At 70.0% G+C, this 20,398-nt stretch carries 17 protein-coding genes; 8 read left to right on the top strand and 9 right to left on the bottom strand.

Annotated elements, in window-relative coordinates; all coding sequences use genetic code 11:
• The first annotated feature begins 7 nt into the window (after positions 1-7).
• Positions 8-532, top strand: a complete 525-nt coding sequence (locus HUA76_RS34725) for a hypothetical protein (RefSeq protein WP_141640749.1) — start codon at positions 8-10, stop codon at positions 530-532.
• Between the two features lie 12 nt (positions 533-544).
• Here the strand turns inward: HUA76_RS34725 and HUA76_RS34720 are convergent, their stop codons facing one another.
• Positions 545-1,435: a bifunctional transcriptional activator/DNA repair enzyme AdaA gene (locus HUA76_RS34720; RefSeq protein WP_174463246.1), complete on the bottom strand. Its 891-nt coding sequence runs from the start codon at positions 1,433-1,435 to the stop codon at positions 545-547.
• 173 nt (positions 1,436-1,608) lie between these two features.
• On the opposite strand from HUA76_RS34720, the gene HUA76_RS34715 reads away from it, so the two are divergent.
• Positions 1,609-2,241, top strand: a complete 633-nt coding sequence (locus tag HUA76_RS34715; RefSeq protein WP_174463245.1) for a glutathione S-transferase family protein — start codon at positions 1,609-1,611, stop codon at positions 2,239-2,241.
• Between the two features lie 397 nt (positions 2,242-2,638).
• Positions 2,639-3,952 (top strand): alpha/beta fold hydrolase, encoded by a 1,314-nt coding sequence (locus HUA76_RS34710; protein ID WP_174463244.1) that lies wholly within the window; start codon positions 2,639-2,641, stop codon positions 3,950-3,952.
• 9 nt (positions 3,953-3,961) lie between these two features.
• Here the strand turns inward: HUA76_RS34710 and HUA76_RS34705 are convergent, their stop codons facing one another.
• The 5 genes from HUA76_RS34705 to HUA76_RS34685 all read right to left on the bottom strand — a co-directional run bounded on the left by HUA76_RS34705 (position 3,962) and on the right by HUA76_RS34685 (position 10,380).
• On the bottom strand, positions 3,962-5,053 hold the full coding sequence (locus HUA76_RS34705) for a TrkA family potassium uptake protein (protein WP_174463243.1): 1,092 nt from the start codon (positions 5,051-5,053) through the stop codon (positions 3,962-3,964).
• A 14-nt stretch (positions 5,054-5,067) separates the two neighbouring features.
• Positions 5,068-6,273, bottom strand: a complete 1,206-nt coding sequence (locus tag HUA76_RS34700) for a twin-arginine translocase subunit TatC (RefSeq protein ID WP_174457530.1) — start codon at positions 6,271-6,273, stop codon at positions 5,068-5,070.
• A gap of 39 nt (positions 6,274-6,312) precedes the next feature.
• Positions 6,313-6,864 carry a twin-arginine translocase TatA/TatE family subunit gene (locus tag HUA76_RS34695; protein WP_174463242.1) on the bottom strand — a complete coding sequence of 184 codons (552 nt, stop codon included), beginning with the start codon at positions 6,862-6,864 and terminating at the stop codon, positions 6,313-6,315.
• 131 nt (positions 6,865-6,995) lie between these two features.
• Complete coding sequence (locus tag HUA76_RS34690; protein WP_141644277.1) at positions 6,996-8,279, bottom strand: MFS transporter; 1,284 nt, start codon at positions 8,277-8,279, stop codon at positions 6,996-6,998.
• 43 nt (positions 8,280-8,322) lie between these two features.
• The gene (locus HUA76_RS34685; RefSeq protein ID WP_174463241.1) at positions 8,323-10,380 is read right to left on the bottom strand and encodes a methyl-accepting chemotaxis protein; all 2,058 of its coding nucleotides are present in this window, start codon (positions 10,378-10,380) and stop codon (positions 8,323-8,325) included.
• Between the two features lie 120 nt (positions 10,381-10,500).
• On the opposite strand from HUA76_RS34685, the gene HUA76_RS34680 reads away from it, so the two are divergent.
• Together HUA76_RS34680 and HUA76_RS34675 are read left to right on the top strand one after the other, a co-directional pair.
• A complete protein-coding gene (locus HUA76_RS34680; protein ID WP_174463240.1) occupies positions 10,501-11,529 on the top strand; it encodes a histone deacetylase in 1,029 nt (342 codons plus the stop codon).
• Between the two features lie 93 nt (positions 11,530-11,622).
• Positions 11,623-13,452, top strand: a complete 1,830-nt coding sequence (locus tag HUA76_RS34675; RefSeq protein WP_174463239.1) for a hypothetical protein — start codon at positions 11,623-11,625, stop codon at positions 13,450-13,452.
• 17 nt (positions 13,453-13,469) lie between these two features.
• Here the strand turns inward: HUA76_RS34675 and HUA76_RS34670 are convergent, their stop codons facing one another.
• Together HUA76_RS34670 and HUA76_RS34665 are read right to left on the bottom strand one after the other, a co-directional pair.
• Positions 13,470-14,762, bottom strand: coding sequence for a threonine/serine exporter ThrE family protein (locus HUA76_RS34670; RefSeq protein ID WP_174463238.1), 1,293 nt, complete (start codon positions 14,760-14,762; stop codon positions 13,470-13,472).
• 152 nt (positions 14,763-14,914) lie between these two features.
• Positions 14,915-16,297, bottom strand: a complete 1,383-nt coding sequence (locus HUA76_RS34665; RefSeq protein WP_174463237.1) for a hypothetical protein — start codon at positions 16,295-16,297, stop codon at positions 14,915-14,917.
• A gap of 245 nt (positions 16,298-16,542) precedes the next feature.
• On the opposite strand from HUA76_RS34665, the gene HUA76_RS34660 reads away from it, so the two are divergent.
• Positions 16,543-18,045, top strand: coding sequence for an arylsulfatase (locus HUA76_RS34660; protein WP_174463236.1), 1,503 nt, complete (start codon positions 16,543-16,545; stop codon positions 18,043-18,045).
• A gap of 50 nt (positions 18,046-18,095) precedes the next feature.
• Here HUA76_RS34660 and HUA76_RS34655 read toward each other — a convergent pair whose 3' ends face one another.
• Entirely contained in the window at positions 18,096-18,491 is a 396-nt protein-coding gene (locus HUA76_RS34655; protein WP_141644284.1) for a response regulator, read from the bottom strand.
• A gap of 243 nt (positions 18,492-18,734) precedes the next feature.
• Between HUA76_RS34655 and HUA76_RS34650 the strand changes: the two genes are divergently transcribed.
• Together HUA76_RS34650 and pyrF are read left to right on the top strand one after the other, a co-directional pair.
• Positions 18,735-19,496, top strand: a complete 762-nt coding sequence (locus tag HUA76_RS34650; RefSeq protein WP_141644285.1) for an SDR family NAD(P)-dependent oxidoreductase — start codon at positions 18,735-18,737, stop codon at positions 19,494-19,496.
• 28 nt (positions 19,497-19,524) lie between these two features.
• Complete coding sequence (pyrF, locus tag HUA76_RS34645; protein ID WP_174463235.1) at positions 19,525-20,379, top strand: orotidine-5'-phosphate decarboxylase; 855 nt, start codon at positions 19,525-19,527, stop codon at positions 20,377-20,379.
• The last annotated feature ends 19 nt before the right edge of the window (positions 20,380-20,398 follow it).

Below are 20,398 nucleotides of genomic sequence, written 5' to 3'. Positions count from 1 at the left end.
AGGAAACATGGTGCGTTTTCAGGTCAAGCGGCAGGTGAACATCGACGCTTCTCGCGGAGCCAGACTGCGCGAGGCCCTCGACATCCTCGAGCGCATCGTGAACTCCCAGTCGTTCCGTCGCCGGGTCCTGGAGCACTCCGCCTACACCTGGAACGAAGGACTCACGAACGAGCAGATTCTCAACCGGCTCATCTGGGGGCAACCCACGCCGCCGCTGGGTGCCCTCGCCGTGCCGCGACTCGTCTTCTTCGACTACGAGCTCGTGCAGCGGCCCATCTGGAAGAAGCTGTCATCCGTTCGCGGGTGGCGCATTCCGGAAACCAACGACGTCTATACGTACGTGGACGCCTTCGACTCGATGAGCCCTTCGGAGCTGGCCTCGCATCTCGGACATGAGGTCGTTGGCCATCTCGCCGGTGAGTTCGACCATCCCTCGCGGAAGGGCCCCGAGCGCGACGCATCGGTGCCCTACGTCATCGACGACTTCATCGAGGAGCTCGCGGAGAAGCTGCCGCTCGACGAAGCCGCCTAGCTCCCCGTCGACTCAAGCCAGTTCGGACCGGGCGGCCTCGACGCGGAACTCGCCGTCCTCGTTCTCCGCCCCGTACCGGAGCGACTCCCACGCGAGCATCACCTGCTTGCGCGCGGGTCCCCAGCGATAGTCCCCGAAGACACCCGTCTTGCGCAGCACGCGGTGGCAGGGAATCAGCAACGCCACGGAGTTGCCTCCCACCGCCGTGCCCACCGCGCGCACCGCCTTCGGCTTGCCAATGGCCCGGGCAAGGTCCTCGTACGTCGCCACCTCTCCCGGCGCCACGCGCAGCAGCGCCTGCCACACCTGCACCTGGAACGGCGTCCCCTTCACCAGCACCGACAGCGGCGTGTGCCCACTCGGCGGCGCCTCCGGGAAGATGCGCTCCACCCACGGCGCTGTCTCCCGAATGGACTCCACGAAGGTCGCCTTCGGCCACTGCGCTCGCAGCTCCGCCAGCGCCTGCGCTTCCGACGCCCCCGTGAGGAAGTGCAGTCCGCAGATGCCCCGCTCACACACGGCAATCAGGCACTCTCCGAAGGGCGACACATGCACCCCGTGGTGCACCGTGAGCCCCTCGCCCCCGAGCTTGAACTCCCCCGGCGTCATCGCCGTCAGCGTGACGAAGAGCTCGTGCAGTCGCCCGCCCCCCGACAGCCCCACGGCGAACGACGTGTCGAGCACGCTGCGCCGCTCGGCCAGCAGCCGACGCGCCGAGCTGAGGGTGTGCACCTGAAGGAAGCGCTTCGGGCTGATGCCCGCCCAGCGGGTGAAGAGGCGCTGGAAGTGGAAGGGGCTGAGCCCCACGTGCGCCGCGACGTCGTCCAGGGACGGCTGCTCGCGCGCATGCGCATCGAGATAGAGAATCGCCTGCTCGATTCGGGCGTAGTCGCTGGTCGCCATGTCCCGGCTCCTGGCTGAAAGGTGTGTCCTCCCCTCGGTATGGCCCCCGGACCCCGCCCCTTCAACCCGGTTCTTGCGCCCTCTCGGAACGCCACGGGCCGCAAGGACCGGGTCGCTCGCCTGGAGGCAGGGGCCTACGCTGCCACCCATCAGCCCCCCACCCGGAGCCCCGCATGCGCCTCTACGACTACGCGCCTTCCGCCAACGGCTACAAGCTGCGCCTCCTCTTGTCCTGGCTCGACAGACCCTACGAGCTGGTCCCCGTGGACATCTTCGCGGGCGAGAGCCGCACGGAGGACTTCCTCCGCCACAAGAACCCGGATGGCCGCATCCCCGTCCTGGAGCCCGAACCGGGGCGCTTCCTCGCCGAATCCAACGCCATCCTCCTCTTCCTCGCCGAGGGCACGCCGCTGCTCCCTCAAGACGCCTTCGAGCGCGCGCAGGTCCACCAGTGGCTCTTCTTCGAGCAGAACGCCGTGGAGCCCAACATCGGCACCGCGCGCTTCTGGAAGCTCACGGGCCGAGCCCCTCGCCACCCGGAGACCTTCCTCCTGCGCATCGAGGCGGGTCGCAACGCCCTCAAGTCCCTGGAGCGCCACCTCCAGCACCGCACCTTCCTCGTGGGCGAGCGCCCCACCGTCGCCGACATCGGCCTGTATGCCTATACCCACGTCGCCCCTGACGTGGGCCTGGACCTGGGGGACTTCCCCGCCGTGTCCGCCTGGCTCGCGCGCGTGAAGGCCCGCCCCGGCCACATCGGCGCGCTCGCCCCGTACACCGCGAACGCCCACGTCACGAACCCGTGAGAGGGATTCCCGCGCCGTCGTGGAATCCCACGACACCGTGGCGCTGCGAGTGTCACACGCCTCTCACGCCGCGCCCTGGCACGGTGGGTCGGCTTGACTCGCGTGGGGCGAGCGTTTATCCCTAGCGGCGATGACGTCCCTTCTCGCCATGCGTCGAATGTCGATGACAGGTGGGCTCCCGCCCGCCCGTGTCGGCTGACGTCCATCCGACCCTGGCGAGCCACCGAGCCCACCCACCCCGCGAGGGTCGGTGGGCTTCGTCGTTTCTGGCCCTCCTTCAGCGCCCTCGCTCCACCCCGTAGGAGCCGAGCGAAGCCCGTCACGCCCGAGCTGAACCTCGTTCCCTCCCGGACGCCCCCGCGCGCCCGCGACAACACCCGCTTGTCCGGAGTCTCCCTTGGCCTCCCTCCCCTGCGCGCCCACGCCGCGCCTCCTTGAAGTGACCACGCCGGACCTGACGCTGGAAGCAGGCGCCCGCCTCACACCCCACCTCGTGCGCGGCTGGTGGTGGGGCCCCGAGGACGACCTGCCGTGGCTCCACGCACGCGCCCGGCTCCTCCCGGATGAAGAGGCCCAGGCCACCTCGCCGCGCGTCGTCCGTCGCACCCTCGCCGAGCAACACCACGCCGTCGAACGCGCCCGCCGTCGAAGCACCACCCGCCCCTCCGCGCGCGTGCCCACCGTGCTGCTCGTGCACGCGCTCACCGGAGACATGCGCGCGGGAGGCGAAGGCGGCTGGTGGGAGCCCGTCATCGGCCCCGGCCGCGCGTTGGACCCGACGCGCGTGCGGCTGTTGTGCTTCAACAACCTCGGCTCCTGCTACGGCACCACGGGCCCCGCCGACGAAGGCTTCCCCCGCCGCGCGGACGACACGCGCTTCGGCCCCGCGCCCGCGCTCGCCAAGGGGGACCTCCGACAAGACGAGCAACACCTCCCCGCCACCGTCACGCCGTGGGACCAGGCCCGCAGCATCCTCCTCGCGCTCGACGCGTTGGGCATCCAGGAGGTGGACCTCGTCACCGGCGGCTCGCTGGGCGGGATGATTGTCCTCTGCCTCGCCGCCCTCGCTCCCGAGCGCTTCGCGCGCATGGCCCCCATCGCCACCGCCGAAGCCGCGTCCTCATGGGTGGTGGGCCTCAACCACGTCGCGCGGCAGGCGCTGCTCCTGGACCCCGGCTTCCCCGAGGCACCCCACCGCGGCCTCGAGCTGGCACGACAGCTCGCGATGCTCACCTACCGCGCCGAGCCCGGACTCGAAGCCAGTCAGCAGCGTCCACCCACGTGGTCCTCCCGCGCGCTCTACCCCGTGCAGAGCTACCTGGAGCACCAGGGGCGCAAGCTGGAGGCCCGCTTCGACGCGCGCGCCTACCTCGCGCAGCTGGGCGCCATGGACCACCACGACCTCGCTCGTGCGCCGCACGGTGGGCTGGAGCGCATCCGCGCGAGCGCCCTGTGCGTGGGCATCGACAGGGACCAGCTCTTCTTCCCCGAGCACATGGAGGCCCTGGCCCAGCGACTGCGCGCGCTCGGACGCCATGCGGAGCACGCGGAGCTGTCCAGCCTGTACGGCCACGACGGCTTCCTCGTCGAGTGGGAACCCCTCGCGGCCCTGCTCACCCGAGCCCTCGCGCTTCCCTCGGCGCTGGAGCACGGCGGCGCCGCGCTCGCTTCCACCAGCGCCACCCGCCCCGCGACAGCGAGGACGGTGTGACGCCGGGACTCAGCCCACCTTGCGCTGCCCCGGGAGCGGCGGCGGGTCCTGGTGGGACCAGGTGGGCGGCTCCGCCTCGCACGCGAAGGCGCGCAGGCGGCGGTACTCCGGATACGACGCCTGGATGGCCAGGATGTCACCGGGGCGGATGACCTCCTCGCCCACCGGGTGCAGCCGCTCGTGGCTGCCGCGCAGCAGCGACAGCGCCAGCCCGCCGAACCTGTCCCGGATGTCGGAGATGGTCAGGCCGGGCAGGCCCTCGCGCGCCTCGAAGTTGGACACCACCATCAGGTGCTTGCCCAGGTGGAACGAGTGGATGATGCGCGGGTCCAGGGCCGCCAGCGCCATGGCGGGCGCGGCGAGCGACGAGCTGGAGAGCGCCTCCGCCTTGAAGGTGTCGCGCACCTTGCCGCTCAGGTCCTCGTCGAACAGCCGGATGACGACGCGGATGTTCGGGTTCATCCTCCGTGCATCCAGCGCGATGTTGAGGTTGGCCAGGTCATCGTCCGTCGCGCAGACGATGGCGGACGCGTCCTTCACGTTGGTGCGCGGCAGGCACAGCGGGCTGCGCGTGTCGTCGATGAGCAGCGGCACGTTCTCGTCCCGCAGGGCGGAGACGAAGGCCGCGTCCTCGCGCTTCTCCACCACCACCACGTCCTTCTCCATCTCCCTCAACTGCGCCACCACGCGGTAGCCCACCCGCCCCGCCCCGCACACCACGACGTGGCCCTTCATCGTCTCGGTGACCACTTCAATCCACTCCTTGTCGTTCTTGTGCCGGGCGAAGAAGAGGTAGGCGAAGCGCACGACGCCATCCGCCACCAGGGCGATTCCCGCCGGGGGAATCACGACGTTCAAAAGCTCGATGAGCCAGTCGTGCACGTAGGGCAGCGACGGCTGGCCATAGAGCAGGAAGTAGACGTGGTGCAGGGCCTCGCCGAAGGAAATCGGGTCCCCGTCCGCTCCCTTGTAGCGCCAATGGAACATCAGTGGCCCCACCACGAACAGGGCCACGGCCAGCCCCATCGTGGTGCGGAAGCGGCGCAGCAGCGCGCGCAGATATCGGACGTTGGCCCGGAAGTGCCGGCGGGAGCCCACCATGGTCGCGGACCCTACTACGACGCCGGGGTGATGCCCGTCTCGGCCGCGTTCCGCGCCCGCCGCCGCTCCACCAACCACACCAGCAGGACGCCCAGCTCGTAGCAGAGCAACATGGGCCCCGCCATCAGCGACAGGTTCACCACGTCACCCGTCGGGGTGATGATGGCCGCCGCGATGAGGCACACCACGAAGGCGTGGCGCTGGTACTTGAACAGCCACTTCGACTGCACCACGCCCACCACGCCGAGCAGCGCCATCACCAGCGGCAGCTCGAAGATGATGCCGAAGGCGAGGATGAGCAGCAGCACCAGCGACAGCTGCTCGTGCATCGTCAGCATGGGCCGCGTCCACCGCGCCGCCTCGTGCCGCGCCTCGCCCGCGGACAGCTCCTTCTCCAGCTTCCACAGGCCGGACAGCTCCTCGGTGCGCGTGGGCGCCACGCCCGCCAGCAGGCTCGCCGCCTCGTCCATGGCCACCGACGCCGCCGCGTAGTCCTGCTTCGCGTAGGCCGTCACCGCCACCACCTTCTTCTCCACCGCCTGCCGCAACACGCCGCGCGACTGGACGCCGTAGCCGTCCGCCGCCGCGTCCACCAGCTTGCCCAGTCCGGCCAGCCGGGACTTCAGCTCCACGGACTGCGAGGGCGCCCGCTCGGGGGCCGGTGACTGACCTTCTCCATCCGCGCGCAGCGAAGCGCTGGTCTCCTTCGCCAGCGCGCCCGCCCGCTCCGCGTCGCCCACGCGCAGGAAGCGCAGGGCGTCATCCGCGCGCAGTCGGGCCGTGTCCAGCCGCTGCTCCAACGCGAGCGTCTCCTCCTCGTTGAGGAGGAACTTGAACATGGAGGGCAGCACCGCGAAGTAGCAGAAGCACGCGCCCGCGATGAAGGCGAGCGAGCCGAACATGACGAAGGGCGCCGCGTAGCGCCGCTCCTCCGGGAACAGTCCGGGCGAGACGAAGCCCCAGATCTGCCAGAGGATGACGGGCGTGGTGAGGAAGATGCCGCAGTACACGCCCACCTTCATCAGGACGTTCAGCTCCTCGATGCCGGACGTGTAGATGAGGGCGCGGTTGCCCTCCGGGAGCGCGTCCAGCACCGGCCGCATCAGCACGCCGAAGATGGGCTTGGCGAACAACAGCGACACCGTCCCCAGGATGAAGACGGCCAGGGTGCACTTGAAGAGGCGCCCGCGGAGCTCCGACAGGTGCTCCATCAAGCTCATCCGCAGGTCGGAGTCAGCGGCAGTCTGGGAACTCAGGGGTCAGCTCCGTTTCGGCGCGTTGCGCGCCACGGTTCCAGGCAGCGGCGCGAGGCGGGGCAGGCCATCCGCGCCCACGCTCTCGGCGGCGTCGGAAGAAGGGGTGGAGGAAGGCGTCTCGGTGGGCGCGACGGGCTCGGAGACGGCCGTGGGCGCCCCAGGCTCGGACACGGGCGAGGGGGCGGGCTCGGGGAGGTCCACGCCATCCAGGCCCAGCGGCGCGCGCGGATGCCGCGCTTCCGGCGTGGGCTCCGTGGACTCGGAGACAGAGTCGGGGGGCGGCGCGAGGTGCGTGTCCGGCGGCAGCGCCTGGGGGGCGGGCGAGTGCGCGAAGGCCGTCCCGGGGCGGATGGGCGGGGTGGGGTCGCGGTTCAGCTCGTGGTCCATGGTGTAGAACTCGCGCTCCACCACGTTGCGGACCTCGTCCGTCTGGCGACGGAACTCCCGCATGAACTTGCCGATGGCACGCGCCAGCTCGGGCAGCCGCTGCGGCCCGAGGATGAGCAGCGCGGCCACCGCGATGAGCACCATTTCGCCTGCGCCGATGTTGAACATGTCCTGACGGGCTCCCCGAAGCAGCCCGGTTTATCGCGCCCCGGGCCCCCTGGCGCAACCGCTCGACGCTTCCGGACGTCCGCCCGTCACCGTGGGCGGGGGGCAACCGGGCCCACCACCGGGCCCACACACTACTGGTGTGGGTGTGCCTGGGGCGACAAGGGGACGGCCAGGCCCTGCTCGGCAGGCACCGCCAGCGCCCGGGCCTGCTCCTTCGAGCGGACCTGACGCTCCACCACCCACAACACCGGCGGCAGCAAGAGCGACATGCCCATGGACACCCCGGCCACGAGCCCCATTCCGCCCAGCGTGCCGTCCGGCAGGTCCGTCAGGAGCTGCGCGCTGAGAAAGGCGCCCAGGGCCGCGGCCATGTGCTGGACGGCGGACTGCAACGACATGAAGCGCGCGCGCACCGGGTTGTCCGGCACGCGCGAGGTGAGCGTGTTGTAGGACACGTTGCGCACGCCCATCGCCGTCATGAAGAGCACGAAGAGCAGCGGAATCGGCAGCCACTGAGGGTAGCGCACGAAGCCCACGTAGGTGGCGACCAGCACCAGCAGCGAGCCGGCCGTGCCGACCTTGAAGGCCCCGAGCCTGTCCACCAGCGGCCCCGCCAGTCGCAGGGTGATGAAGCTCACGATGCCGCCGACGAAGTACGGCAGCCACAGCAGGTCGCGCGGGTAGCCCAGGTTCTGCTGGAGGTAGGCGGAGATGTTGGGGATGAGGACGAAGCCCGCCATCATCACCACCGCCGTCATGAGGTAGGACAGCTGCACCTCGCGGCGACCGAGCAGCTCCAGCACGCCCACCGTCTGCACCGGCCCGCGACCGTTCACCAGGTGTCCTCGCACCGGTGGCAGGAAGAAGATGGCGCCCAGCGCCACCAGCAGGCCCAGGCCCGCCACCACGAAGAAGGGCAGACGCCAGCCTCCGTGCTCGGCCAGCTTCAGCGCCATGGGCACCCCCGCCACCGAGGCGATGGAGAAGGCCCCCATCACCGCGCCCAGCGCCCTGCCCCGCCGCTCCACTGGAATCAGGTCCGCGATGATGGACAGGGACAGCGACGTGGCGGGCCCACCGAAGATGCCCGCGACGACGCGCGCCATGAGCAGCGTGGACATGCCCGTGGCCAGCCCTCCGGCCGCCGTGGCGAGGACCAGGCCCAGCATGGACACCGCCAGCGCCTTGCGCCGGTCGAACCTGTCCAGGAAGTAGCCGCCCGCGAGCCCCGCCACGCTGGCCGCCGCCGTGTACGCGCCGCCGATGGTGCCGATGTGAGAGGAGGCGATGCCCAGCCCCTTCGCGAAGTCCGGGCCCAGCGGCATCACCATCACGAAGTCCAGGATGTTGACGAACTGGACCGCGCCAATCAGGAAGACCACCCAGCGCTCGGAAACCTGTCGCTCTGTCGGCATGCCGACCCAGTCCTAAGCCATTCGCGGGCGCAGCGCACGACTCCTACACGCGGAAGCGACGCACCTCGCCCCGGAGGATCTCCGCCTGCCGCTGGAGGTTGTCGATGGCCTCCTCCAGTTGCTTGACGGAGCGTGTCTGGTGCTCGGACACGCCCTTGATGGTCTCCACGGCCTTGAGCACCTGCTCGCTGCCCTTGGTCTGCTCCTTCTGGGCGCGGTTCAGGTGCGTCACCATCTCGTTGATGCTCTCGATGGAGCGGGTGATCTGCTTGCTGCCGTGCGCCTGCTCCTGGCTGCTGCGCTGCACGTGGGCGGTGAGCGCCTTCATCTTCTCCGCGCTCTTCATGATCTGCTCGCCGCCCTTGGCCTGCTCGTTGGAGGCCTTGGAAATCTGCTGCACCGTCTCGCTGATGCGGTGGATGGAGGCCGTCACCTGCTTGCTGCCGCGCGCCTGCTCCACGGTGGCGCGAGCAATGGCCTTCACCATCTGCGTGGACTTCTGGGTGCTGTCGTTGATTTTGCGCAGCGCCCCTTCGGCCTCGCGGCCCAGTTGCACGCCCTCGTCCACGTTGCGCGCGCCCTGGTTCATCACCACCACGGCGTTGCGGCTCTCCTCCTGGATGCTGCGGATGAGCTCGGCGATTTCCTTGGTGGACGCACCGGTGCGCTCGGCCAGGTCCTTGATTTCCTCGGCCACCACCGCGAAGCCCTTGCCGTGGTCTCCCGCCTGCGCGGCGATGATGGCGGCATTGAGGGCCAACAGGTTGGTCTGCTCGGCCACGTCGTCGATGACGTTGAGGATGTTGCCAATCTCGGAGATGCGCCGGCCCAGGCTGTCGATGACGTCCGCCGTCGCCCGGCTGGTGTCCTTGATGCGGTCGATGCCGGTGAGCGTCTTGCGCAGCGCCTCCACGCCCGTCTGCGCGTCGTCGAAGACCTGCTCGGACAGGCGCGCCGTCTCCTTCGCGTTCGCCTCCACCTGACCGATGGCCGCATCCATCTGGCTGATGGCCGAGGACGTCTCCTCCGTGGAGGACGACAGCTCCTGGATGTTCTTGGCGACCTCCTTGATGGAGAACGTCATCTCCTCAATCGCGCTGGTGGTCTCCTCCACGCTGGCGGCCATCGCCGTGACGTTCTCCGCCACCTCGTCATTGGTGGCGGCCATCTCCATGATGGAGGAGCTGCTCTCCTCCGCGCTCTGGTAGAGGACCTCCACGTTCTCCGCGATTCCGCGCAGCGAGGCCATCATCTCCACCATGGAGGAGGACGTCTCCTCCACGCGGGCCTGGACGGTGCTCGCGCCAGAGGACACGGTGGTGCCGGTGCGGTGGATCTGCTCGATGACCCCGGCCACCACGTCTGACACGCCGCGCACCCGGCCCAGCGTGTCGCGCCAGCTCTGGGCGATGCGGTTGAGCGCTTCCGCAAGGAGGCCCAGCTCGTCTCGCGAGCTGATGTCCACGCGGCCGGTGAGGTCCGCCTCCGCGAGCCTCCGCGCCATGGTCATCATCGCGTCCAGCGGCACGAGGATGAACGTGCGGGAGATGAAGAAGGCCACGACGAGGAAGAGCGCCAGGCCGATGCCGAACGCCAGCAGCACCACGTGGCGCAGCGAGGTGACGACCTCGTCCAGCGACGAGAAGTTCACCGCCACCAGCACCTGGCCTGGGCCCTCGCGCAGCACCACCGGGCGCACAATCGCCCGGTTGCCATTGTCGAACAGGGCGCCATCCAGGGGCGCGCCGGGACTGCCCTCCAGCCGCTGCCTCAGGTTCTTCAGCAGCCACGCCTCCGCGCCAGGGGGATGGACGGCCTGCATCCGGCCGTCGGCGCCGAGGACGGCGATGAGCGCGAAGTCGTCGTCTCCTCCGTGCAGGGCCTCCAGCAGCGGAGGGAGCACGGAGACGGAGGTGTTGGCCAGATCTCGCGCGGCCTGGAGGGCCTTGTCGTCGCCGTGCTTCGTCAGGCGCGTCTCCAGGAAGTCCTCCACCCGGGCGGGGACGACGAAGAAGAGCGTCCCGAGGATGATAGCGAGCACCACGGCGAAGGAGCCGAGCAGGATGCTGCGCAGGCCGGGTTTCTTGAAGCGCGGAGCCAAGGCGAGGCACTGTAGGAATGGAAACACCGACAGGGCAAGAACCGGGGTGGAGCCCTCGTCCGCCCCTCCGCCCGGCGGGAGCCTGACTTCCCCCCGTCTGGATGCGTAAGGTCATACCCGATGAAGCCCACCCTGCTGCTGACCGACCCCCTCTTCCTCCAGCACGACCCGGGAGAGGGACACCCGGAATCCCCCGCGCGCCTGCAGCGCATCCTCGGGGTGCTCGCGCGCGCGCCGGTGCGGGGCACGGTGATGGCGTCCCCCCGCTCCGCGACGGACGCGGAGCTGACGGCGGTCCACACCCCGGAGCTGCTCACGCGCCTGCGCAAGCTCAGCGGACACCAGGCCCAGATTGACGCGGACACCCACGTCTCTCCGGACAGCGTGGATGCGGCACGGCTGGCCGCGGGCGCCTCGGTGCAGGCCGTGGAGGCCGTCATGGCGGGACAGGCGCGCAACGCCTTCGCGCTGGTGCGTCCTCCCGGACACCACGCGGAGCCGGACCGCGCCATGGGCTTCTGCCTGCTGAACAACGCGGCCATCGCGGCGGAGGCGGGGCGACGGCTGGGCGCCGAGCGCGTCCTCGTGCTCGACTGGGACGTCCACCACGGCAACGGCACGCAGGCGGCCTTCTGGGGGCGCCGCGACGTGATGTACCAGTCGGTGCACCAGTTCCCCTACTACCCGGGCACCGGTGCCACGCCCGAGGTGGGCCGGGGCGCGGGTGAGGGCTACACCGTGAACGTGGGCCTGCCGGGCGGCAACTCGGACGCGGACTACGGGATGCTCTTCGAGGAGCTGCTCCTGCCTGTGGCCGAGGCCTACCGTCCCCAGTTGGTGCTGGTGTCGGCGGGCTTCGACCCGCATCAGCACGACCCGATTGGCGGCATGGACGTCACGGAGCGGGGCTTCGCCGCCATGTGCTCCGCGATGCGCGCGCTCGCCGAGCGCGTCTGTGACGGCAAGCTGGTGCTGCTGCTCGAAGGGGGCTACTCGCTGGAGGGCCTGTCGCAGTCCGTGCATGCCTGCATCGAGGTGCTCGCCGGACGCACCGACAGCTTCCCCACGGGCGACGTCCACACGGACGCGAAGGACGCGCTGGCCGCGAGCCGTCAGGTGATGAAGCAGTATTGGAGCGCGCTGTCGTAGTCGGATGTCGACGTGACGCTGCCCCCGGGTGCGATGCCTGGAAGCGCGCGCGTGGCTACCTCCTGACGGACCCGCCGTGCCCGGGAGGGCTTCATGTCCGTCGAAGCGCCCCGGGCGTCGCGCGCCCCGCCCTGGTTTCGCGCGCGGCGAGGCCGGTGGCGCCTCCTCCTGGGCTGGGGGCTCGTGTTGGTGCTGGCCCTCGAAGGGCTGTTGAACCTGGTGCTCAATGTCGGGCTGGTGCCCGCGCAGCTCGCCAGGGCCACGCCGAGGACGCGGGTGGAGTGGCGCGGAGGCTGGTGGTTGTGGCCCAGGCCCGTGCACCTCCGAGGCTTCTCCGTGTGGCAGCGGGATGCTCGCGCGGAGTGGCGCATCGACGCGGAGACCGTGGAAGCCCACGCGTCCCTCTTCGCGCTCCTGTCCCGGCGGGTCCACGCGCAAGGGGTGCGTGCCCGAGGTGTGAGCGTGCACGCGGAGCCCATGCCCGCGATGGAGACCACGCCCACGAGACGCCGGCACTCGCATCCGTGGGAAATCGAGCTGCGGGACATCGAGCTGGAGGACCTGCACGAGCTGACGTTGAAGCCGGTGCGCTACGTGGGCCCGGGTCAGGCGAAGGGCTCGGTGCGGCTGGTCACCGGCCAACGACTCACCGTGACGCTCGACACGCTCCACCTGGAGGACGGCGCGCTGGAGCAGGAGGGACGGACCGTGGCGCGCGTGAGGGAGGTGTCGGGCGTGCTGGACCTCGATGCCATCCGAGCCGCTCCGGAGGAGCCGCGCCGGGTGGCGAAGTTCGACGGACGGCTGGGCGTGCGCCTGGAGATCCTCGACCTCGCGTGGCTCGGGGCGCTGGTGTCCCGGGAGCATCCTGACCTGCTGCGTGAGGGCGCCGGACAGCTCGACGCGGAGGTGCGCATCCAGGGAGGACACCTGGCCGCGGGCAGTCGCGTGGATGCGAGCGGTGCTCCGCTGGAGCTGCGGGTGGGCCCCGTGCGCGCGCGTGCCCCCTGGAGTGTTCACGGCGAGGTGACGGAGGACGGAGGCACCGGGGCTCACAGCGTGCTGAAGATGCGCTTCGCCCCTGTCCACGTGGAGGGCAAGGCGGGACGCGTGCTCGAGATACCGGAGGTCTCGCTCACGCTGCGGGCGAAGACGGATGCCCCCGACGCGAAGCCCCAGGTGAAGCACGAACTGCGCGTGATGCGCAGTCGGCCCGTGGACCTGCGGATGCTCAACGCGTGGATGGGGAAGACCTTCCACGTGGAGTCGGGTCACGCCACGCTGGAGGCATCGGACAGCACGAGCGGACACGAGGACTCACAGCGATTGCGCCTGGACCTCTCTTCGAACCTCGTGGAGGGACGGTGGGCGGGAATCCTCATGCTCGGCAAGGCCTCCGCCGAAATCGACGCGCGGCGTCTGCGCCTGCACGGCAAGAGCCTGGGCCTGGATGGCTCGGCGCTTCACCTGAACCACGTTTCAGCGGACGTACCGCACATCACGATTCGCGGATGGAGTGGGCGCTTCGACCTGCCCCACGCGCGGTTGACCCTGGAGCCCGTCGAGTTGGAGGCTCACTTCTCCGCGCACTTCTCCAACGCGGACCCGTTCGTCGCGCTGCTCACGGCCGAGAAGAAGCTCCCGGGGTTCCTCTCGCCCTTGCTGGAGGCACGGGACTTGAGGGTCACCGGGCAGGCGCGGATGAGCGACGCGGGATTTCAGGTACGCGCGCTGCACGCGAAGGCGGACGGGCTCGAACTGGAGGGCCGCCTGGATACGGCACGGGGAACCACGCACGCGCTCATCTACGCGAAGGTGGGAATCCTCTCGGGGGCCATCGAAGTGAAGCCCGGTGACACCCATGTGCAGCTCAAGGATGCACGGCGCTGGTACGAGGAGCGGCTCCCGACGCCCTCTGACTGAGGGAGCACGTCAAGCCGTCACACGTGCCGGGAGGACTCCGCCGGCTTCGCGCGACTGGCGTCTTCCGTGCGCGCCCGGGCGTCATGCGACAACCCGAGCATGAAGGCGAACAGCAGGCCCATCACCAGTTGCAAGGCCACGAGGAGCACCTGGAACACGCGGGCGTCGTCGCCCTGCCCCGGCACACCGAGCAGCGCCAGGATGGCCCGCGTGCCGACGAAGCCCGGCGCGAGCTGGAGCAGACCGGGCATGATGATGGTCGACGGGAGTCGCTCCGGCAGTCGGCTGTAGAGCTGGCCCGCCACGCCCAGCACGAAGGCGGAGATGAGCGGGCTGCCATTGTTGCCGAACACGCCCTTGGTGAGCTCCTGAACGCCCCAGGCCAGCAGCACCGCGCCGACAATCCACGGCGTATCGCGCCGCCTCGCGGACATGCAGACCGTCAGCGCCAGGCCCCCCGCTGCGATGATGACCAGCACCACGGGCTCAGGGAGCGCGTTCGCATGCAGTTGCACCGGAAGCGGCCCGAACAATCTCCAGAGCGTTCCCGCGGCGCCGATGCCCACCGCCAGCATGAGGAAGCGCAGCAGCCCATAGGTGAGCCGTGACATCCCCGCCTCCACCGACTCGCCCACCAGCTCCGCCGAGCCCAGCGTCACCACCATCGCCGGCACGAGCAGCGTCACGCCCCCGAAGAGGGCACGCGCCGCATCGAACCTCGGCAGCACGAAGGTCAGCCCGAACGCGAGCAGTGTCCCTAGAAACGCGGCGAGGAAACTCTTCTGCAGGTCCATGCGCTCGGACTTGAGCGTGCCGAAGTGAATGCCACCCGCGAGCACCCCCACCACGAGCGCCGCCACCAGCTCCCACCAGCCGCCGCCGACACGGGCGGCGACCGCCGCGCCGTACACGCCATATGCGAGGTAGACGAGCCACTCGGGGTGCAGCTGATGGGACGCCATGATGCGGTCCAGCTCGGCGCGGGCCTCGGCCACCGTGCGCTTCCCTCGTGCGATGGACTCCGACAGCAGGAGCAGCGAGGCGGCACGCGTCAGGTTCCAATGCGGATTGAAGGGCAGCCGGTGGAAGTCGACGCGGCGACTCGCGCCCGAGCGCACCTCCGTCAGCGCGAGCGTCTGGAGGGTGAAGACCTCCACCTCCAGCCCCCAGGCCCGCGCCGCCTTCTTCACGCGATTCTCCACGCCGAAGGAAGGCACGTAGGACAGGTGCAGCGCCCGCGCGAGGTCGAGCAGCAAGGCCACGGTCGCGTCCTCGTCGAGCAGCGCCCCGGACTCTGGTGCCTCGCTCATGCGCGCCGCCCTCCTGGCGACCTGTCCTTCCGACGGAAGCCCGTCTCCCTTCGACGAACCCGAACCGCCCGCACCTGGAGGTGGGGACCCGTCAGGCACGCGGAAAGCAGCCCTCCGGGGCGACGCCGTGTCGCGCTCCATGCGAAGCCGCGTCACCGCATCGACGGGGCCTCGTCGTCGGCGTCCTCGTCGGGACTCTCGTCCTGCTGCGCCAGCGCGAAGCTCGCGCCGATGATGACGCTGAGCTGGAGGAAGCGGACCTTCTGGCTCGGGGACAGGGGCTGGAGGCCCGCTCGCTGAAGAGCGTCGGCAAGGCGCTCGGTGACCTCCTGGCCCCAGGCCACGTTGCCGCCCACCGTGAAGCGGGCGCGGCCCACCGTGAAGTGCAGTCCGGTGGCGACATGGTAGAGGTCCCAGCCCGCCAGCAGCGCGTTCATGCGAGGTGTCGCTGTCACGGCGCTGAAGTCCGTGTGCGCGCTCACGTAGGCGCGCAGCCGGGACCCCAGCCGCTGCTCCACGCCCAGCGCCACGTTGACCAGCGGCGCGAGCGCGAAGTCGACGTCCGGGTCGATGACCTCCTGGGAGTCTCGGGGAGAGAACGACGCGGCATCGACCAGCGTGAAGGGCTTCACCCGGGCGAAGCCTTCCGCCGCCAGATACACGGACGTGCTCCCCAGCGTCCCACTCACGCCGAGCCCCACCGCCCAGTTCGACTGGAACCTCGCGGCGAGCCCCTCCTGGAAGTCGAAGGCGGACGCGGGCGTCGACGACAGCCCGAAGCCCCGCTCCAGCACCGCGCGCTCAAAGCTCGATTCGCCCTCCCCCCACAGCGCCACGCTCGGCGTCGTCACGGTGAGGCCCGCGGACATGGACTCCCGCTGGTAGCTCACCCCCAGCTTCGCGAGCAGGCGCACGTGGCGCAGGTGGAAGTCGCGGCCGAGCGTGGACAGCAGCGCGCTGCCTCCGGGGCCCGAGCCCTGCGCCAGCACCTGGATGTTCGTCTCCTGGTCCCTCACCGCCACGAAGGGGCTGACGCCCACGCCCACGTGTCGTCCTAGGGGAAAGGACCACGTGAGCCCCGCCCAGTACTCCCCCACGTCCTGGTCCAACCGCACGTCCGCCGCGAGCTGGTCCATGCCTGGCACCCCACCCAGGTCCGTACCCGTGCCCTGCTCGCGAGACTCCAGCGACGCGATGAACCCCTGCCGCGTCAGCAGCGAATAGGCGAGCCGCGACCTGCCCAGGAAGCCCCAGCGCAGCGAACCCGCGATGAGGGAGGGCAGCACGTCGACCCTCGACTCGGTGAGGCCCTCACCGTTGCCCAGGCCGTTCTGGACGGAGAGGCGCGTGGACTCGAAGACGGTTCCCGTCAGCTCCAGCTCCGGCGTGTGCAGGAGCGCGAGCGCACCTGGATTGTAATACACGGCGCTGATGTCACCCGGGTTCGCGATGAACGCGCCGCCGAGCAACCACGCCCGGTTGCCGAACTGTCGCGTCCAGTAGTGCGCGTCCTGCGCCCGTGCCGGGGGCGACATCAGGAGAAGCAGCAACAACCCCCACGGCCTGACGCCTGGCATCCATCCACCCGGGACTCGCGGAACGTCGCAAGGTGACCACGGGCCAGCGCCCGTGCCATCGCCCTCCGAACGCAGTCCGGTGTCCACGAGCCACGAAGTCGGGCCGGGCCGTCGCACCGTCGGCCTGTTCCCCCGTCCGCCCCGTCTTGTTCCCCGGGGCCGCCACGCTCACTCCTATTCCACATTCACGTCCGGGGGATTCGATGGCGGCCCAGAAGAAGAAGGAAGCGAAGAAGCAACCCAACATCCTCGTCATCTTCGGTGACGATATCGGCTACTGGAACGTCAGTGCCTACAACCTCGGGGTGATGGGGTACCGCACGCCGAACATCGACCGGCTGGCGAAGCAAGGCGCTCTCCTCACCGACTACTACGCGCAGCAGAGCTGCACGGCGGGGCGCGCGGCGTTCATCACCGGCCAGTGTCCGTTCCGCACGGGGCTCACCAAGGTCGGCATGCCGGGCGCCAAGGTCGGCCTGCAGGCCGAGGACCCGACCATCGCGGACCTGCTCAAGGCCCAGGGCTACCGGACCGCGCAGTTCGGCAAGAACCACCTGGGAGACCGCGACGAGTTCCTGCCCACCGTCCACGGCTTCGACCAGTTCTTCGGCAACCTCTACCACCTCAACGCGGAGGAGGAGCCGGAGAACCCGGACTACCCCAAGGACCCGGCGTTCAGGAAGCGCTTCGGTCCGCGCGGCGTGCTGCGGTGCAAGTCGGATGGCAAGGGCGGCCAGAAGGTGGAGGACACGGGCCCGCTCACCAAGAAGCGGATGGAGACGGTGGACGAGGAGTTCCTCTCCGCCGCCATGGACTACCTGGACGACGCGAAGAAGTCCGACCAGCCCTTCTTCATGTGGTTCAACACCACGCGCATGCACGTCCACACGCACCTGAAGCCGGAGTCGCGCGGCAAGACGGGGCTCGGCCTCTACCCGGACGGCATGGTGGAGCATGACGGCATGGTCGGGCAGCTCCTCGACAAGCTCGACTCAGTGGGCCTGTCGGAGGACACCATCGTCGTCTACACCACGGACAACGGCGCGATGACGTGCATGTGGCCCGACGGCGGCATGACGCCCTTCCGCGGCGAGAAGGACACCAACTGGGAGGGCGCCTTCCGCGCGCCGTGTGTCGTGCGCTGGCCCGGCGTGATTGAGCCCGGCACGCAAATCAACGAGCTGTTCTCTTCCGAGGACTGGCTGCCCACGTTCCTCGCGGCCGCGGGCGACCCGGACATCGTGGACAAGCTCAAGAGCGGCCATGAGGCCAACGACAAGAGCTTCAAGGTCCACCTGGATGGCTATGACCAGCGGGAGCTGCTGTCCGGCAAGGGGCCCTCCGCGCGCACGGAGTTCTTCTACTTCGGTGACGACGGAGAGCTGGTCGCCGTGCGCCACGGGCGCATGAAGCTCGTCTTCGCGGAGCAGAACGCCAAGGGCATCGAGGCCTGGGGTGAGCCCTTCACCATCCGCCGCGCGCCGCTCGCCTTCGACCTGCGCGCCGACCCGCTGGAGCGCTCGCAGGACGCCGTCGGCTACCAGTCCTGGCTCATCGACCACGCCTTCTACTTCGTGCCCGCGCAGCAGGCCGTGGCCCGGTTCCTCTCGAGCTTCCGAGAGTTCCCGCCGCGTCAGCGTCCGTCGAGCTTCTCCGTGGATCAGGTCGTCGCGAAGCTGGAGAGCGCGCCCTCCGGCATGCACTGAGCGCATGAGCCAGGCCCGCGTCGTCCAGTGCGACGGCGCGCGCCTCCGGCTCACACGGGCTGGGGGTGCTCCTGCTCGGCGAGCACGTAGCGCGAGATGGCGCCGAGCAGCTGCTCCACGTCCACGGGCTTGCGCAGGTAGTCCTCCACGCCGAGCGCGGCCACCTCGCGCGCGCTCACGCCCTGTCCGGAGATGACGACGACCGGGATGGGCGCCAGCGAGGCGTCGGCGAGCTGCCTGTCGCGAAACTCCCAGCCATTGACGTCCGGCATCATCAAGTCCAACAGAATCACGGAGGGGCGCGCGCCATGGCGCAGCAACTCCAAGGCCTCGCGCCCTCCTCGCGCCAGCAGCACGCGATGCCCCTCCAGCTCCAGCACGTCCTTGAAGGCCAGCAGGATGTCGGGGTCGTCGTCTACCGCGAGCACGTAGTTCGAGGGCGTCATGTCCGAGTCTCTCCTCGTGTAGACAAGGTGCGGACGAACAGGCCCCGCGTCATCGCCCCGCTGCCTGGCGAGGCACGCCCGGCGGGGCCAGTGCGTGCACGCTCGTCAACAACGCGGCGCCCCGGTTCCAACCGGACAGACGAGGCCCCGCCCCATCGCCGGGGCCGCCGCGCGGCATGGATTTGTGTCCCAATTCCGCCGCCAACCGTGCGAGAAGCAGCCACGCAGCCAGGAGGAGACACCATGGCGGAGATGAGCTACCGGACGGCGCTGGTGACGGGCGCCTCGAGCGGGCTGGGACGGGGCCTGGCGCTGTGGCTGGCCAAGCGAGGCCTGCGCGTCTTCGCCGCCGGGCGCCGGCTGCCGCAGCTGCAAGCCCTCGCCGCCGAGGCCCAGGCCGCTGGCGCGACGGTGGAGCCGCTGGAGCTGGATGTCACGCGCACGGAGGCCCATCTGGAGCGCCTGCGCGAGCTCGACTCGGAGTGTGGCGGCCTGGACCTGGTCGTGGCCAACGCCGGCGTCGGCGGAGTCACGCACGGCAAGCGCCTGGACTGGGACAAGGTGCGCGCCATCATCGACACCAACGTCACGGGCGCCGCCGCCACGCTGACGGCCGTGCTGCCGCGCATGGTGGAGCGCCGCCGCGGACACGTGGTGGGCATCTCCAGCCTCGCGGCCCACCGGGGGCTGGCGGGCCACGCCGCGTACTCCGCCTCGAAGGCGTTCCTCGCCACGTTCATGGAGAGCCTGCGCGTGGACCTGAGCAGCACCGGCGTGCGCGTCACCTGCATCTACCCGGGCTTCGTGAAGAGCGAGATGACCGCGGACAACCACTTCCCCATGCCCTTCCTGATGGAGACGGACGCGGCCGTGGAGCTGATGGGCACGGCCATCCTGCGCGGCGAGACGGAGCTGTCCTTCCCGTGGCAGCTGGCCCTTCCCTCGCGGCTGGCGAAGGTGCTGCCCAATCCCCTCTTCGACGCCGCCGCCCGTCGGCTGCGCTGACCCTTCCTCTTAGCCAGGAGCTGGAACGATGACGTCCCCTCAATCCTTCGCCCAGCGCTTCGCCCGCCTCGCCGACGAGCGCTCCCCGTTCTGCCTCGGCGTCGACCCGTCGAAGGACCTGCTCGCGCGCTGGGGGCTGCCCGACACCGCGAAGGGCCTCTCCGACTTCTGCGAGCGCATCTTGGATGCGGCCGGTGACAGCGTCGCGGTGGTGAAGCCGCAGAGCGCGTTCTTCGAGCGCCACGGCCCCTCGGGACTCCTGGTGCTCCAGTCGCTGATGTATCGCTTCAAGGATGCGGGGACGCTCACGCTGCTCGACGTGAAGCGCGGTGATATCGGCACCACCATGGACGCCTACGCGGAGACCGTCTTCGGCGCGGGCAGTCCGTACGAGGCGGACGCGGCCACCTTCACCGCGTACCTGGGCCTGGGCGCGCTGGTGAAGACGATTGAGCGGGCGCGGGCGTCCGGTGCCTGTGCGTTCCTCGTCGTGCGCTCCTCCAACCCGGAGGGCACGTCGCTCCAGACGTCCATGGGCGCCGATGGCCGCACCGTGGCGGAGGTGCTCGCGGATGGCCTGCGCGAGCTGAACGAGAAGGCGGGGCCGGGCGAACTGCCCGCTGGCGCGGTGATGGGCGCCACCCTGCCCGCTTCGGACCGGGGCGTCGTGAAGCGGCTGGGCGGCGCGCTGATGCTGACGCCAGGAATCGGCGCGCAGGGCGCGGGCTTCGACGACCTCAAGAGCCTGTTCGCCGGGCGCGAGGCGCAGGTCATCCCCACCGCCACGCGCTCCGTGCTGGAAGCGGGGCCCGATATCGCCTCCCTCCGAGCGGCCATCCAGCGCCACGTGGAGCCCGCGCGCCGCTTCCGCATGGGCGCCTGACGAGGAAGAGGCGCCCTCC

Origin of the sequence: Myxococcus sp. CA056 (assembly GCF_013336715.1) — a bacterium.
GTDB lineage: Bacteria > Myxococcota > Myxococcia > Myxococcales > Myxococcaceae > Myxococcus > Myxococcus llanfairpwllgwyngyllgogerychwyrndrobwllllantysiliogogogochensis.
Note: the sequence above shows the minus strand (reverse complement) of the source record. Positions and strands in the feature narration are given on the sequence as shown.